Source organism: Thermococcus radiotolerans, from assembly GCF_002214565.1.
Classification (GTDB): domain Archaea; phylum Methanobacteriota_B; class Thermococci; order Thermococcales; family Thermococcaceae; genus Thermococcus; species Thermococcus radiotolerans.
Genome location: NZ_CP015106.1, coordinates 1841790 through 1856854, shown reverse-complemented (window position 1 = coordinate 1856854; position 15065 = coordinate 1841790). Strand labels below are relative to the sequence as shown.

The 15065-nt window shown below is 56.3% G+C and carries 15 protein-coding genes; 10 read left to right on the top strand and 5 right to left on the bottom strand.

Features of this window, described 5'->3' with window-relative positions; translation table 11 throughout:
• Positions 1 to 167: 167 nt before the first annotated feature.
• The 8 genes from eif2g (at position 168) to A3L10_RS10140 (ending at position 7634) form a co-directional block, all read left to right on the top strand.
• On the top strand, positions 168 to 1400 hold the full coding sequence (eif2g, locus tag A3L10_RS10175) for a translation initiation factor IF-2 subunit gamma (RefSeq protein WP_088867499.1): 1233 nt from the start codon (positions 168 to 170) through the stop codon (positions 1398 to 1400).
• A gap of 35 nt (positions 1401 to 1435) precedes the next feature.
• On the top strand, positions 1436 to 1852 hold the full coding sequence (locus A3L10_RS10170; RefSeq protein WP_088179747.1) for a PIN domain-containing protein: 417 nt from the start codon (positions 1436 to 1438) through the stop codon (positions 1850 to 1852).
• Between the two features lie 92 nt (positions 1853 to 1944).
• Complete coding sequence (locus A3L10_RS10165) at positions 1945 to 2715, top strand: metal-dependent phosphohydrolase (RefSeq protein ID WP_088867498.1); 771 nt, start codon at positions 1945 to 1947, stop codon at positions 2713 to 2715.
• A 21-nt stretch (positions 2716 to 2736) separates the two neighbouring features.
• Positions 2737 to 3399, top strand: coding sequence for a DUF434 domain-containing protein (locus A3L10_RS10160; RefSeq protein WP_088867497.1), 663 nt, complete (start codon positions 2737 to 2739; stop codon positions 3397 to 3399).
• A gap of 118 nt (positions 3400 to 3517) precedes the next feature.
• The gene (locus A3L10_RS10155; RefSeq protein WP_232460984.1) at positions 3518 to 4654 is read left to right on the top strand and encodes a hypothetical protein; all 1137 of its coding nucleotides are present in this window, start codon (positions 3518 to 3520) and stop codon (positions 4652 to 4654) included.
• 51 nt (positions 4655 to 4705) lie between these two features.
• Positions 4706 to 5848, top strand: a complete 1143-nt coding sequence (locus A3L10_RS10150) for a hypothetical protein (RefSeq protein ID WP_232460983.1) — start codon at positions 4706 to 4708, stop codon at positions 5846 to 5848.
• Between the two features lie 59 nt (positions 5849 to 5907).
• The gene (locus A3L10_RS10145; RefSeq protein ID WP_088867495.1) at positions 5908 to 6546 is read left to right on the top strand and encodes a DUF432 domain-containing protein; all 639 of its coding nucleotides are present in this window, start codon (positions 5908 to 5910) and stop codon (positions 6544 to 6546) included.
• A gap of 2 nt (positions 6547 to 6548) precedes the next feature.
• Positions 6549 to 7634: a mechanosensitive ion channel family protein gene (locus A3L10_RS10140; RefSeq protein WP_088867494.1), complete on the top strand. Its 1086-nt coding sequence runs from the start codon at positions 6549 to 6551 to the stop codon at positions 7632 to 7634.
• Here A3L10_RS10140 and A3L10_RS10135 read toward each other — a convergent pair.
• From A3L10_RS10135 to dph2, 5 genes are all read right to left on the bottom strand, one after another.
• Positions 7631 to 8959, bottom strand: coding sequence for an RsmB/NOP family class I SAM-dependent RNA methyltransferase (locus A3L10_RS10135; RefSeq protein ID WP_088867581.1), 1329 nt, complete (start codon positions 8957 to 8959; stop codon positions 7631 to 7633). The two genes, A3L10_RS10140 and A3L10_RS10135, sit on opposite strands and share 4 nt — an antisense overlap.
• Before the next feature lie 29 nt (positions 8960 to 8988).
• Positions 8989 to 10701, bottom strand: coding sequence for a hypothetical protein (locus A3L10_RS10130; protein WP_157726939.1), 1713 nt, complete (start codon positions 10699 to 10701; stop codon positions 8989 to 8991).
• Positions 10702 to 10758: 57 nt separating this feature from the next.
• The gene (locus A3L10_RS10125; protein ID WP_088867492.1) at positions 10759 to 11712 is read right to left on the bottom strand and encodes a hypothetical protein; all 954 of its coding nucleotides are present in this window, start codon (positions 11710 to 11712) and stop codon (positions 10759 to 10761) included.
• 61 nt (positions 11713 to 11773) lie between these two features.
• The gene (locus A3L10_RS10120) at positions 11774 to 12385 is read right to left on the bottom strand and encodes an METTL5 family protein (protein WP_088867491.1); all 612 of its coding nucleotides are present in this window, start codon (positions 12383 to 12385) and stop codon (positions 11774 to 11776) included.
• Entirely contained in the window at positions 12382 to 13416 is a 1035-nt protein-coding gene (gene dph2, locus A3L10_RS10115; RefSeq protein ID WP_088867490.1) for a diphthamide biosynthesis enzyme Dph2, read from the bottom strand. The genes A3L10_RS10120 and dph2 overlap by 4 nt, the downstream gene beginning before the upstream one ends.
• A 96-nt stretch (positions 13417 to 13512) precedes the next feature.
• Between dph2 and A3L10_RS10110 the strand changes: the two genes are divergently transcribed.
• Together A3L10_RS10110 and A3L10_RS10105 are read left to right on the top strand one after the other, a co-directional pair.
• Positions 13513 to 14280, top strand: a complete 768-nt coding sequence (locus A3L10_RS10110; RefSeq protein ID WP_157726937.1) for a hypothetical protein — start codon at positions 13513 to 13515, stop codon at positions 14278 to 14280.
• A gap of 72 nt (positions 14281 to 14352) precedes the next feature.
• Positions 14353 to 14934, top strand: coding sequence for a YiiX/YebB-like N1pC/P60 family cysteine hydrolase (locus tag A3L10_RS10105; protein ID WP_088867488.1), 582 nt, complete (start codon positions 14353 to 14355; stop codon positions 14932 to 14934).
• The last annotated feature ends 131 nt before the right edge of the window (positions 14935 to 15065 follow it).

Here is a 15065-nt window from a genome sequence, read left to right as displayed (position 1 = left end):
GAGGCAGTATAAGAACATTTCGACCATAAACTTGACCATCATGACATCATGATTAGCATCAGCAACTTAGAGAGTTAAAGGAGGGAATGGCAGCTTATTACCCAATTCTCCCCATCGAGGTAACCTTAATAAACCGGCCGACGCTCTAAATTTAGGGGTGAGAGAAGATGGCAAAGAAGAAGGAGTTTAAGCAGGCCGAAGTTAACATCGGAATGGTTGGTCACGTTGATCACGGTAAAACGACCCTCACAAAGGCTTTAACCGGAATCTGGACTGACACCCACAGCGAGGAGCTGAGAAGGGGAATCACAATCAAGATAGGCTTCGCCGATGCCGAGATAAGGAAGTGCCCGAGCTGCGGTAGGCACTCCAACTCGCCGGTCTGCCCGTACTGTGGCGCCGAGACCGATTTCGAGAGGCGCGTTTCGTTCATAGACGCCCCCGGCCACGAGGCCCTCATGACCACTATGCTCGCAGGTGCCTCCCTCATGGACGGTGCCGTTCTCGTCATAGCAGCAAACGAGGGTGTCATGCCCCAGACCAGGGAGCACCTCATGGCGCTCCAGATAGTTGGCAACAGGAACATAGTCATAGCCCTCAACAAGATCGAGCTGGTCGACAAGGAGAAGGTCATCGAGAGGTACCACGAGATAAAGGAGTTCGTCAAGGGGACGGTTGCTGAGAACGCCCCGATAATCCCGATTTCGGCCCTTCACGGCGCGAACGTTGACGTTCTCCTCGCGGCGATAGAAGAGTTCATACCAACCCCGAAGCACGACCTCAAAAAGCCGCCCAAGATGCTGGTTCTCAGGAGCTTCGACGTCAACAAGCCGGGAACCAAGCCCGAGAAGCTCGTCGGTGGCGTCATCGGCGGTTCGATAATCCAGGGCAAGCTCAAGGTCGGCGACGAGATAGAGATTCGCCCGGGTGTCCCCTACGAGGACCACGGCAGGATAAAGTACGAGCCGATAACCACCGAGATAACCTCCCTCCAGGCCGGAGGAAAGTTCGTGGACGAGGCTTATCCAGGAGGACTCGTCGGCGTTGGAACCAAGCTCGACCCGTACCTCACCAAGGGCGACCTGATGGCCGGAAACGTCGTCGGAAAGCCCGGAAAGCTCCCGCCGGTCTGGGACGAGCTCAGGCTTGAGGTTCACCTCCTTGAGCGCGTTGTAGGGACCGAGGAGGAGCTCAAGGTCGAGCCGATAAAGAGGCGCGAGGTTCTCCTCCTCAACGTCGGAACGGCCAGAACTATGGGTCTCGTCACGGGGCTCGGCAGGGACGAGGTCGAGCTCAAGCTCCAGATACCCATCTGCGCCGAGGTCGGCGACAGGGTCGCCATCAGCAGGCAGGTTGGCTCGAGGTGGCGCCTCATAGGCTACGGCTTCATAAGGGAGTGAGCCCTCTTCTTTTTCATTAACCTTCGGTGAGGCAGATGCCTGAAAGACGGGAATGGCTGGTGATCCCGGACACGAACTTTCTCCTGGTTCCGGGACAGTTCGGTGTCGACATAATCGGCGAACTGAACAGGGTTCTCGACGTGAGGTTCAGAATAGCCGTTCCGAACGCCGTCCTCCAGGAGCTGGAGGTCATAGAGAGGAAATCCCGCGGAAAGGACCTAATGGCCATTAGGATGGCCAAAAAGCTCGTGGAGAGGTTTGAGGTCGTTGAGATAGGCCGCTTTGGTGAGAGGCCCATAGACGACCAGATCTTCGATTTCGCGGTCAAGAACGAGCGGGTAATAGTCTGCACCAACGACAAGGGACTGAAGAGACGCCTTCGCGAGAGGGGAATCCCGGTCGTCTACCTCCGCTCGAAGAAGATACTCGAGCTCGAGGGCATGCTGGAGTGAGACCGTGGGTCTCCCTCAACCATTCTAAGAGTTGGAAAACATCCACGGCAACCCTTAAAACACCCTCTTCTCCACGTCCTTGGGTGGAAAAGATGTACACGGAGGAAGAACTGCTGGGCGAGATTAGGGAACTCCTCGGCGACGAGGAGCTCTACGGGCTCTACGAGAGGGCATTCAGAGAGTACCACTACTACTTCGAGACGACCAACTACATCGTGCTGAACGTCTACGGCTTCAACGACCACGGACCGATTCACGTTCTGCTCACGACCAGGCGCGCGCTGGAGCTTCTGAACATCATTAGGAAGTTCGGAATCCAGACGACGGCCGAGAAGCTCGGCAAGCCCTTCCGCTGGAGCAAGTTCATAGTGGCCTTCGGGGCACTGTTCCACGACACCGGGAACATGATACACAGGATAAACCACTACCAGTTCAGCGTTCTCCTGGCGGAGCCGATAATAGAGAAGCTCGTGAGGGAGTTCGGAACCGACGACCCGCTCCTCCTCAAGGCGCTCACCCTGAACGCCATCTACACCCACGATGAAGCCGTTCCGTGCACCACCATCGAGGGCTCGCTCGTTACGATAGCGGACGGCTGCGACATGGAGGCCGGAAGGAGCAGGCTCGTCCACAAGAGGGACAAGGTCGACATCCACGCCGTCTCGGCCCTGGCCATCGAGAGGGTGGAGATAAGGGAAGGGGACGAGGAGCAGCCGATACTCATCGAGATATGGATGAAGCACCCCGCCGGAATCTTCCAGGTGGACGAGATACTGACGAAGAAGGTCAAGAGCTCCCTCCTGGGCGGGAGGGTCAGGCTCAGGATACACACCGGCACCGAGGTAATGGAGAAGGTTATTTAACCCTCCACCGTTTCTTTATCCATGCTCCTCGATGCGTACCGCGATCTGAAGTACCTCCTCAACAGGGGCTACCGGAAAAAGTACGCCCTCGAGTTCGTGGCCAATCACTACAGGCTGACAAAGGGTGAGCGCTACCTCCTGGCCAGGTGCGTGTTCTCGGACGAATGGATAGATGAGGTAAGGAGAAAGCTCCTAATGCCGGAAGAGCTCAGGGGCAGGGTTCTTGGGATAGACGGCTTCAACGTCCTGATAACACTCGAATCGCTCCTCGAAGGGCGGGCCATACTCTGCGAGGATGGGCTCGTGAGGGATTTGAAGTACCAGGGCAGATACAGGCTCAACGAAGGCACGGAGCGGCTCATTGGCGATCTCACCCGCGCCCTCGGGGAGCTGGGCCTTAAAAAGGTCGTGTTCTTCTACGGCTCGGCGGTTCCAAGGAGCGGGGAGGTGAAGAGACTGACGGAAAAGGCCCTCCTTCGGGAGGGGGTCAACTCCGAGGTGAGGCTCGTCAAAAGCCCCGACTTCGAGCTCAAGGCCTTCGAAACCGTCGCAACCGCCGACATCGGAATCATATCAAAGGTTCCCCACGTCTTTGACCTGGCAGCGCACGTGGGAAGGCTCGCCGGGTGGGAGGCGGGCGATCTCTTTGAACTCCTGAGAAAAGCGTATTCAAAAGAATATTAACATTCAGATAACTGTTTTAGAGGTGCAAAGACGTTTGAAGCCTTGGAAAATTTTTAATACATTCGTGTACAAGGTAGGGGTATATTTCGCAGTACCCGCTTTTCTTTCTTGGCGGGTGATGGAGGAGGTTTGCATGAGGGAAACCAAAGCGATCCTGCTGGCACTTCTGATAGCCAGCATGGTCCTCGCCAGCGGCTGTACCGGCGGATGGACCGCCACAGGCTCTCCTTCCCCCACGACGTCAAGCCAGCCGTCGACGAGTGAGCCCGAAACTACTACGACACCTGAACCATCAACCTGGGAGATGAAAATAGTCTGGAGCGCTGACACCACGGGAATACCCTTCATGGACATGAACCCGGACGGAAGCCTCTCGGCGGCCATAGACTGGAACCGCGGTCTTCTGTACCTGGTCAAGCCGGATGGGAGCAACACGACCCTGGACCTCAGAAGGAACGAGGGCGAAATACAACCGGTGGTTTCGAGCGTCGCCGTGGTCGGAGACCAGGCCTGGGTTCTGGCGTCGTACGAAGGGTTCGCGGGAATAAGAATCTTTTCCTGGAACGGTCTTGCCGGCGAGGAGAGACACGGCGGACCGGGAGCCGTTGCCGACTACATGCTCCGCTCACCGAGCGGAAACCACGTTTGCTACCTGGTGACGGTGTCCCCCACGGAGCAGGAGCTCCACTGCGACGGGGCAAAAATCACGCTCACCCCCGACTATTACGACCTCAAGTCCGTCTCGGACTCCGGGCTCGTCGTTCTGTCGGAAAAGGACAATGCGTTCGTCTTCAAGGACGGGGGAAGAATCCTGACGTTCAACACGAGCAGGATACTCGCTTACCGCGATAAACTGCTGGTGAGCGAGAACGGAAAGCTGAGGATTTTCTCCGAGGACGGAAAGTTACTGGCCGAGGGGAGCTATCCATTCGACCAGACGATACTGCTCAAGTGGACTCTGATTCCCACTGGAAGATACCTGCTCTGGCACGAGCCCTTTGGGGACACTCATCTACTCACGTGGAACCTCACGGAGATCGGAACCCTGCCGGGCTTTCCCTACTTCGCAAACGAGAACTTCGCCGTTACCTCGAAGGACGGCGTAATCCACTGCTACTCACTGAAGGACCTCCATGAGGTCTTCAGCGTGAAGGTTCCCGGCGATTCGCTCGGATACATAAAGCTGAGCGACGACGGAAAAGTCATGCTTGTCTCGGGGGAGACCGGGGGGTTCTGGCTTTACACTGCAGGATGACCTTTTCATTGTTGTCAAACCAACGATTTAAATACTCGAAAAGACAAACTAATGAGGGAGGCAGGTGATATGATAAGAAAGGGAAAGTTTGCCATACTGCTGGTGCTGGTTTTGATTTTTAGCGTGGTCGCCGCCGGCTGTCTTGGAGGTGGAGGCGGAGAGGGCACCACAACGTCCCAAGCCTCCGAAGGTGGCCAGACCTCCAGCGGAGGGGCCGGAGGTTCGGGAGGCACCACAAGCAGTTCCGGCGGGTACAGCACAACCGAGAGCCCCGGAGGAACCGGAACGACAACGCCCTCGGAGACGAGCACGGAGTACGCCTCGTGGACAAACCCGTGGGATGCGTACAACCCCGTTGAGATAGATGGACAGAGCTACCTCATAAGCTACATCAAGTACTACCTCAGGATAAGGAAGGAAGAGGGCGCCCCAATCTATGAGTACGAGGTTGAGAAGAAGAGGGGACAGGCAAAGATACACGTCTACGGCATGAAGATAAACATGGAAACTGGTGAGCAGGAGAAGGTAGACCTCGGAGAGTTTGACGTTTACGAGTACTACGGTAAGATCACCCCGGTAAAAAGCGAGGGGCTGGATCAGCCCTTTGAGTTCAAGGTGTGGGTGAAACAGAGAACGGAAGAGTCCGACATGTTCTTCCTGTTCCCGACCCTCGAGTTTGCAACCCTTTACTACAACATCTATGGTGGCTCGGAAAACGCCATAGGCGTCTGGATAAAGTACGGAGATCAAGAGTTCGCGTTCTATAACCCAGCGGCGGTTGGGGAGATGAGCGTCACTCCCTACCAGGAGGGAAGCCTCGACGTACTCTCCAGCATACCCGACATCGAGGACCTGTACATAGGCTGGTACGCACTCTACTACTTCGGCTTCTGGGGTGCTCTGGAGGAAGAGAACCTCTATACCTCAACAAAAGACAGCTGGGGAGCAATGGGTTACCAGTACAACTACGAGATAGAGCCCGATGGGACGATAGAACTCGGAGGAAAGAGCTTCAGGGTCTCCACCGTGAGATGGAACTACAGCCTCGGGGGTGCAACCGGTCAGGGAGAGGCGACGATAACCGCGAACCTTCCGATACCAATAGAGACCAAGGGAGTCTTCATTTCCCAGCAGGAGGGTGTGAACGTCTTCATGCACATCAAGATCGAGGACATGACCTTTGAGAAGGTGTGATCCCTTTCCATTTTCAATTTCTGACAAACTTTAAATTTTCTTAGGTTCTATCTTTACCCATGTTCGGTGAGCACGAGCTGAAAACCCAGTTCATCAAAATCATCGACAAGAAAATCCACCTCGTGGAGAGTTCTGAGGATACCGTCCTTTATCGGAGGGACGATGTGAGCGTGCTCATAAAGCGGGGCGGCGAAAATCTTCTGGTTCTTCCGGCCCCCGCCGAGGGCTACGGTGTGAAGTTCCTGATGATAAAGCTCTCGGAGAGGATAGCCGTACCCCCCGGGGAGAAACTGACCGGCTACCTCTCGGCGCCCATAGACATCTCCGTAAGGAGCGGGAATATAGAGATAGACCGCTTCGTCGTCGGAAGGGAGAAATACGCACTCTACGGAGAGAAAACCATCGGGGTTATAGCGCGCTATCACGTGAGCGACTTCCACGAGAAGATACCCGACTCACCGGGAATTGTGAAACTGATTATCAACAATCCGACGGAGAGCTGGAAGCTCGTGGAAAAGATAGTGTTCCCGATAAGGAACAGCGTGATGTTCTACTCCGAGGACAGGGCGTATTATCCGCTGATAATACTCACCACGAAGGAAATCTACGAGGTCAACAACACAGGAAATCCGCCGGACGGAACGCTGAAGCCAACCCACGAGGCTGAACCGCTCCCCAACTTCAGGATGAGGTGGTGACCATGGCAACGAACAACACAACGGTTCCCCATCCAGAGATACCCGTGGACATAGGCGTCTCACTCCTCACTTTGATCGAGGCCGCCCTGATAATAGCGGGCATGATAGTTCTGGGCAGGCTCATGAGGCGCTTCATCCTCAGAAAATCCAAGGAGACGACCCTCACATGGATAATCAACGAGGACACGGCGGATATAATCTTTCGGATGTTCGTGCTCGGTGGAATAATCTGGGCCCTGTACCTGCTCGGCATAATGAGTTATGAGATATGGAACACCACCGTGGGGAACATAGCCTTTGCGATAGGGTTCTTCTACTTCGCGTACCTCATAGCCAAGAAGTCCAAGGATTACATGATCGCCAGCTCTGGAAAGGAGGCCCGGCCGGATGTCATGGTTAAGGCAAAGGTATTCTACTACATCTTCCTAACGGTGGCGTTTTTCCTGGCACTCAACTTTGCAGGGGTAAGCGGTGAGCTGAGCGCGGTTCTGGCGGCCATTGGAATAACGGGTATAGTCCTCGGTTTCGCGGCTCAGACCGTTGTTTCGAACTTCGTCTCCGGAGTCTTCATGTACTTTGACAAGCCGCTCTCGATAGGCGACCAGGTGCAGATAGGCGAGCTGGAGGGCGTCGTTGAGGACATAAGGATACTCTCGACGAGGATAAGGGCATGGGACGGGACTCTGATAAGGATTCCAAACGAGAAGCTCTTCAACAGCAACATAGTGAACTTCATGCGCTATCCGGTGAGGCGCGTGGACGTTGACATGGGCATATCCTACAGCGCCGACGCTGAGAAGGCCATCCGAATAATAAAAGACGTTCTGGATGGGATACCTCTTGTTCTGGCCGAGCCGGAGCCCCTGGTTTACGTCAACGAGCTCTCGGACAGCGCGGTTATGATCGCCATACGGGCATGGGCACCCAGCGAGAAGTGGTTTGACGTCAGAACGAGAATCATACGGGACGTTAAGAAGGCCCTTGACGAGGCCGGAATAGAGATACCGTTCCCGCAGAGGGTGAACTGGTTCGCCAACGAGCTGAGGGTGAAGGTGGAGGAAAGCGGGGAAAGGGAGGAAAGGGCTTAATCTCCCTTCTTTTCCATCAGGGCGTAGAAGAAGCCTATGGTCCCGTGCCTGTGGGGCCAGGCGCGCATCGTCCCGGGCAGAAAGCCCTCATCGTATGGTCCATCGAGCGGAATCAGCGCGGCATCCCCGTGCCTCTCAAGGAACCACTCCACCACTTCCTCGTTCTCCTCGGGGAGCATGGAGCAGGTTGAATACAGCAGCCTGCCTCCGGGTTTGAGAAGCCTCCACGCACTCTCAAGGAGCTCCCTTTGAAGTTTCACGACCTTTGGAATGTTTTTCTCACGGAGACGCCACCGAAGCTCCGGGTTCTTCGCTATCGTCCCATCGCTGGTGCACGGCGCGTCGAGCATCACCCTGTCGGCCATTCCCTCCCCCAGCATCTCTGGCGCCTTCCTGCCGTCCGCCCTGATGGTCTCTGCAATCTCAACGCCCGTACGCCTGAGAACCTCCTTCATACGCTTTATCCTGGCCCCGTCCACGTCGAAGGCGTAAATTTTCCCCTCGTTGTTCATCAACTCAGCCATGTGGGCGGTTTTACCCCCTGGGGCGGCGGCCAAATCCACGACCGTTTCTCCAGGCTCCGGGGCCAGCACCAGAGAGGCAACCGCTGCCGCCTCCTCCTGCGCTATGGCGAACCCCTTGTTGAAGAGCCATTCCGGGTTGAAGGGATCAAGGATTCTGAGAACGGTATCAACTCTATCGCTCCTCTCGAACCTGACGTTCTTTTTCCTCAGGTATTCTTCCACGTCCCCAGGGCTTGCCTTCAGTAGGTTAACCCGGATGCTCGTCGGCAGGGTCTCGTTGAGCGCCTTAAGGAGAGCCTCCGCCTCGTCACCGAGGAGCCTCCTCATCCTGGCTATGAACCACTCGGGAAAGAGGTAGTCCCATTTGAGGCGCTTCTCCTCGGTGTCGATGACCGGCACGTACTCCAGGATGCGCGGAAGGAGGTCGTAGTAGTAATAACCCACGTAGGGGTGCGTTCTCTTCGACAGAAACTGGGCGAGGCCCTTCATATGTTGCCGCGTCCTTTCACCGGGATCCCTGAAGACCGCCACCTCAACGGCCACCCTGAGCGTCGCCCTGAGCCAGGGGTCCAGGATGAGCGGAGAAACGCCCACAAGTTCCTCTATTACCTCGTCTATGAGGCCCAGCCTCCGCTGAATTGAATAGAATATCCCCGTGAGCTTGGAGTTCTCCCAGCCCTCGATTTTGTACCTCGCGAAGGCCTTTCTCTTGGCGCTCTGGCTGGGCTTGATCTCCTCCCCGAGCTTCACGGCCTCTATAAGGGCATACAGCTGCCTGTCGCTGAGCTTGAGTTTTCCCAAGTTCATCCCTCCGATAGGAGAAGCTTGGCTCAGGCCGTTTTGAACCTTTCCATGACCCTGGCCGTGACCTTCCGGACTTCCTCATCATCCGATTCAAGGAGTTTCAGGAGGATTGGCTCAAAAACGGTTCTGTCTATCTCGGGACGAATTCCCCACATGGTTATGGCGTCGAGCACCATGAGCGCGGGGAACTGAAGCTGGGGGTCCGTCAGGGCATCCTTCAGAAACTGCAGAACCCTGGACACGGCCTCCTCGTCCCAGGTGTAGATGAAGTAGTAACCGAAGAACTCCAGCGCTGGAAGCGGACGCTCCTCAAGGAAGGACAGAACGCTATCAAGAACGTCCCTCCTGCCCCCGCGGGAGGCAAGAAACGCCAGGATCTTCGCGGCCTTGCTCCTCTCCCATGGATTCCCGGATTCAACGATCTCAAAGAGCGCTGGGATCAGGGGGTGGAGAGCCTTGAGCTCCCCGTTGTTCAGTCTAGAGACAAGCTTGGAGAGCACCCACAGGGTGTTCGATCTCCTTTCCGCATCGCGAGAACGCAGGAAACTCTCCAGCTCCGATACCGACTCGGGCCTTGTGCGGAGGACCTTGGCAAGCGCCGAAGCGTCACCATCGTCAACGAGCTTTTCTATTGGGGGCAGCTCGGGGACATCGGCGACCTCTTCGGAAGGTGTTTCCTCCACCTCCACGGATCCCGAGCTGGGAGCGGGAGGAGAGAACTCAAGAACGGCAGCTGAACCTCCCGAAGGGCCGCCAACGACCTGGAACCGGGGAGTGAACTCTTCTATCCCCTCCAGCTCCAAGGTTTTGGACAGCCACCTCAGGAGGAACCCGTCCCCAAGGGAGATGGCCAGGTCCATGGCCATCGAGTATTCCCCATCCAACACAAGTCTGTGAAGAACGTTCTTGGCCTCCTCGGGCCTGGAGCGGTAATGGGAGGCGAGGATCTCCTCGATTCTACCCTGGAGCTTTTTTGCCTTTGAACGTATCAGAAAGTCACCGCTCTGAACCGCGACCCGTTTAACCCTGGAGAGAACCTTGGGCAGGGTCTTTATCGCCTCCTCCGGAACCTCTGCGCGAAGTGCCTCGGAAAGCACGTCAAGCACGAAGTCCACAAGGAGGGCGTCATCCTCACTCAGGAGCAGGTCCGAGGCCTCTTCAAGGAGGGTTAGGAGGCTCTTGGCGTCTCCGGTGAAGACGAATATGTTGAGCAGAAGCCTGAGCCCCATCGCCCTGAGGCGCGGGTTCTCGTGGGAGACCAGCCAAGAGACTTTGGAGCGAACGGCCGGCGAGGGATGGGAAACCGCGAGTTTGGTCACGAGATCGTTCATCTCGATCGAAGCGAACTCCATCCCCGGGTCCTTGATGAGCTTGACCAGAACATCCACGAGGCACAGAAACTCATCCTTTCTCAGGGGAAATCCATCCACCAGCGCGGAGAGGGCCTTGAGCGACTTCGTGACCAAGCGCGGATCCTTGGACTCCAGCGCCGATAGTATCGTCCCAAAACCGTTGTTCATGACGAGGAACTTCGTCCTGTCGTCTCCCTTCTTCAGAACCTCGCCGAGTGCAAGAAGCGCCCTAACCTTGGTGTTCTCGTCCCCATGCCCAATCAGGTCTAGGAGCATTAGAAGAACGTCACTGTCCCTGAGGGCCAGCTCGACTGCCTCGTTTATCTGCCACGAGAGGACCATTTCGCGCAGTTCATCCTTGGAGGGGATAGTCCTTTCAAGCGGCACGATGAGTAATATAACTAACTTGACATATATCACTTTCGCTTGAAATATCCGCGGAGGTCATTGCTCCCTTGAGAAGCCCAGCAGATCCGCGAGCCTCGGGTCGACCCCCTCGGGATCCTCCTCCCAGAGCTTCATCAGCAGGGCCGTGCCGCCGATTATCAGGGCGAGGTTAAGAGCCTCCTCCACGCGACCCTCGATGAGAAATTCCCTCATAACATCAAGCGCCTCATCCTTCCTGGGGCTGTAGTAGGAAAACAGAACCTTCTCCACCTCCGTCCTCACGTTGGAAGCCCTGGAACGGATGAGAACGTTCTCAGCCCCGTTTTCGATGTCCTTGAGAATCGGCAGAAAACCGACCAGCGGACCCATCATATCTGGGGACATGTGGAAAGCCAGCACCTCCTCGAGGAAATCGAGGCCAGCCTCCACCAGAAGCACATTGTCGCTCGTCATGAGCCCCGAGATGCACTCCAGAACCGCACGACCCTTTCCGTCCAGACTCCCCGAGTTCAGGAAAAGACGCATTCCAAGGGCCTGTAGGTAGAGGTTATCGGAGGACAAAAGCTCGTTTATCCTCTCCCTGCTCTTCCAGCTCAGGGGAGGCATCTGAAGCTTGCCGAAGAGGTCTAGAACCGAGAGGTACAGGAAGGTGTCGTTCCTCTCCACGACCGGGACGACCGCGTCTATGAGCGCCAAGAGCCGGAGTTCGTCGATCTGAACCCCATCGAACAGCCGCAGGAGAACCTCTATCGTTCTTGAGACTATCCTGCCGTCCTCGTCTCCAAGAAGAACCGTCAGTCTGTTAAAGCCGTTTCTAAGGACGGTGGACTTTATCCGCCCATTCTGCTCCTTGAGGAGCTCTCCGAGTGCCGTTAGCGCCCTCAAGCGCGTTGCGGCATCCTCGTCTCTCAAGAGACCAAGGAGGGACGTCACGACGTACTCGTCCCCGTTGGCAATGTCAATTATATCCATCGCCCGCCAGGACATCACCAGCTCCCTAATTTGATCCATGGGTTCCACCCCTCATTATACCCACGAGATATTGAACTTCATCCAATATATTGTTTTCGCTTCACATGCGTTGGAACCTGTACACATCAACGGAGATTCTCTCCAGCCTCTTCCGATGGAAGAAGAACTGGGCCGGAATCTCAAAGGGAATGGTTACTCTATGCGTTATCGAAAAACCAAAGTTCCTTACAAAGGCTTCGATGAAGCGCCTTACCTCGGGCTTGGCCAGGTGGATGGAGTACACAACGTCGCCCACTTCAAAGGCCTTGGTCAAAAAGGGCCTGTCGGCGTGGGGATTCTGGCTGCCGAAGGGTGGGTTCATCACCACGGTGTTAACACTCGCCGAAAAATCCGAGACGTGGGTGTGGAGGACCTCAACACAGTCCGCCAGCCCAAGGCGCTCCACGTTACCGCGGAGAACCTCGACGGCATCGCCGTCAACCTCAACCGCGTAGACCCTCCCAGCGCCGAGGAGGCAGGCACCGACGGTCAAAACCCCCGTTCCCGCACCCAGGTCGGCAACAACTCTACCGGCGATATCGCCCTGGGAGTGCGCCAGCCAGAGCAGTTCGGCCGCGACATTCCCAGGGGTTCGGTACTGTTCAAGCTCAGGTTTTGGATTCCTGAAGCCCTCCAGCCGGGAGAGAGTCATGGCAAGGTGTTTTTTCTTCAATCTCTCACCCCGTGAAGCGCTATGCCCACCGACTCGTCGGTCTCGCGCCTCCCGCCGAGTATCTCGTCGAAGGCGTACTCCTCGCGAAGGCCCAGGAGTATCTCGACCTCCGGCGGCGTCAGCACCGGCTTCCTCCAGTTCTCGTAGTCGTCTATCGGAACGCGCGGGCAGGCTACCACAACGTACGCATCGAAGTCGAAGCCCTCGAGGGCGGGGTAGTTGATGTGGTTCATCGCTATGAGTCTCGCGTACTTCCCGTGTTCGCGGAGAAGCTTTACCACGCGCTTCGCCTCGGCCAGGCGAAGCTGTCCTTTTTTGGTGCTCGTTATCACACCGAAGCGCTCCGCATCCATGGCCTTCGCTATCTGTGCCCAGCGCCTCCTGATCAGGCGCTCCGCTTCTTTATCCATCCAGATCGCATCGCCTGAGTACGGGTTGACTGCGAGGGTGGGCTTCCCAGTTGCCAGGGCAACGCCGATGGGGTGGAAGTAGCCGGCGCCGATGAAGAGAACCCCTTCCGCGTTAACCTTCGCCGCGGCAAAGTTGCAGCCGAGAACCTGACCCGGCCAGCTGACGCGCGAGTCCCCATTGCCCACAAGGACCTCGAAGCCCTGCTTTTCCAAAAACTCCCTCGCCCGGTCGAGCTGGTGGATGTGCTGGGCGGTCGTGACGAGGGCTATCCTCCTTCCCAGCTTCCCAATCTCGCCCAGGTTCTTCTCGAGGGATGGAACCACATCAACGTTCGCAAAGGCGGGAACGAATATCGTTGGGACCTCGAGGTGAAGGCGCATGTAGGAGTGACCAAGGTGTATCAGAGCATCGCAGCCGAGGAGCATCGCCTCCCTATCGGCGGGGTCGCAGGCGCCGTAGTTTATATCCCCGCTTATTATCGCCTCGATTCCGTTCTCCTCAAGGAAATCCGCCAGAGACTGGGCCTCCCTCTTCAGACCCTCCGGCGTCTGAATGAGCACCCTCTCCGCGCCGAGCTCTCGCAGGGTTTTCAATATCTCGCGGGTCGAAACCTCGTGCATGGAACCACCACACTGTGTAGCTGGGAAGCGTTTAAATGTCCATCGGCGTCAATACCATCGGAAAGAGTTAAAAGCAAAAAATCGCAACATGAAACGGTGAACAACGTGGTAGAGTTCACTGAGATCCTTGGCGAGGCATTGGGCAGGTTCGAGGAGACCAAATGGCTCCTGCCTGTTCCTATCATAATGACCCTGATGGACTACGGGAAGGTCATCGGAGTCCTGAACTTCGAAGGCACCCATTTTGGAATCCGGTTTCCGCTCCCCGAGCCCGCGCCGACCCTCTGGAGCTTCGTCTCCCTGCCGGCGAATGCTTCCGGCCTGACGTTTTCCGCCCAGGGTCTCATGGTCATGGCCCTCTTCATCCTCCTCGGGAGCTACCTCGAGGCAGGTTACCTTGGAAGCATAAGGGACGCGGTGCGGATAGTGGAGGGAAGCTTTCTCGATAATGCGAAAAGGGACTTTTTCGAGTTCCTTCAGTTCAATCTGATGCTGTACGCCGTTATGGTTGTCCTGATCATTCCTCTCATGGCCATGCCTTTCATGTTCCTCCTGGCCTTTCCGGCGCTCCTCGTGTTCCTCTACGCGATCTACGGGACACCGTTTCTGATCTCGATCCACGGACTTGGATTCGGCGATGCCCTGGGGGAGAGCATCAACCTGGCGAAGATGGGCGGGGAATACCTAGACTACGCCCTCAAGTACCTCGCCCTGGGAGCGCTGATTTCAGTCCCGTTGACCTTCATCGTGACGAACACCGGGCTACCGGGTCTAGTGGTAGGATTGCTGCTATCTGCCCCCCTCTCCCTGGCCCTGAGCGTCGCCACGGTTCTCTTCTTCATGGGGCAGATGGAACATCAATAGACATCAGTGGCTTTCAGTAAACCTTATCAACCATCGATGCACATATTACCTCTGCCGCTCGGAGGTGGTAGCATGAGAAGGAAGATCGGTGCAGTTCTGGGATTTTTGATCCTCCTGGCAATGGCCAGCCCCGTCTCGGCATTCAGCAAGGGCGGGGGAGACTACTGGCACCCGTACCCGACCAACGTGATACCCGGGGACATCGTCATAGGCCATGGCGAAAAGAGCGACTTCTTCATACCAGGATACTGGACGCACACTGGAATCATAGCCTACTATGACACCTATTACGGCGATTGGGTGGTTATAGAGGCATGGGAGTCGGGTATAAGAATGGTCCTGCTCTCGGACTTCCTCAGCAGGTACGACACAGTTGCCGTTCTTCGCGTCGCCACCAGCGACTACGTGAGGCAGAACGCGGTTTACTTCGCCTACTATCAGCTAGGCAAGCCCTACGACTGGGGCTGGTGGACGAAACAGGTGTACGGCGACAGTTACTACTGCTCCGAGCTCGTCTGGGCAGCCTACATAGCAGCTGGCGGTCCAGATATAGACGCGCACCCCGGCTGGACGTGGACCTACCTGAACGGCGTCGCCCCGCAGGAGATTTACGACGACGGGGATACCTACGTGGTCTACTACCACTCTGTCTGAGCTTTCCCCTTCTTTTTATGCAATTCTGTTGAACAATCGTTCATGCAATCCTCGTAATCGGGCAAAATATCCTTGAGGAATACAAAGCTATTTATTGGTTAATGTCAAAGTTCTAACAAAGCCCAGGAGGG

Bases quoted from the DNA above. Each gene is read 5' to 3' on its own strand.
- A3L10_RS10150 (WP_232460983.1), top strand. From the start codon at position 4,706: ATGAGGGAGGCAGGTGATATGATAAGAAAGGGAAAGTTTGCCATACTG.
- A3L10_RS10155 (WP_232460984.1), top strand. From the start codon at position 3,518: ATGGAGGAGGTTTGCATGAGGGAAACCAAAGCGATCCTGCTGGCACTT.
- dph2 (WP_088867490.1), bottom strand. From the start codon at position 13,416: ATGCACGAGGTTTCGACCCGCGAGATATTGAAAACCCTGCGAGAGCTC.
- A3L10_RS10165 (WP_088867498.1), top strand. From the start codon at position 1,945: ATGTACACGGAGGAAGAACTGCTGGGCGAGATTAGGGAACTCCTCGGC.
- A3L10_RS10105 (WP_088867488.1), top strand. From the start codon at position 14,353: ATGAGAAGGAAGATCGGTGCAGTTCTGGGATTTTTGATCCTCCTGGCA.
- A3L10_RS10170 (WP_088179747.1), top strand. From the start codon at position 1,436: ATGCCTGAAAGACGGGAATGGCTGGTGATCCCGGACACGAACTTTCTC.
- eif2g (WP_088867499.1), top strand. From the start codon at position 168: ATGGCAAAGAAGAAGGAGTTTAAGCAGGCCGAAGTTAACATCGGAATG.
- A3L10_RS10140 (WP_088867494.1), top strand. From the start codon at position 6,549: ATGGCAACGAACAACACAACGGTTCCCCATCCAGAGATACCCGTGGAC.
- A3L10_RS10125 (WP_088867492.1), bottom strand. From the start codon at position 11,712: ATGGATCAAATTAGGGAGCTGGTGATGTCCTGGCGGGCGATGGATATA.
- A3L10_RS10145 (WP_088867495.1), top strand. From the start codon at position 5,908: ATGTTCGGTGAGCACGAGCTGAAAACCCAGTTCATCAAAATCATCGAC.
- A3L10_RS10160 (WP_088867497.1), top strand. From the start codon at position 2,737: ATGCTCCTCGATGCGTACCGCGATCTGAAGTACCTCCTCAACAGGGGC.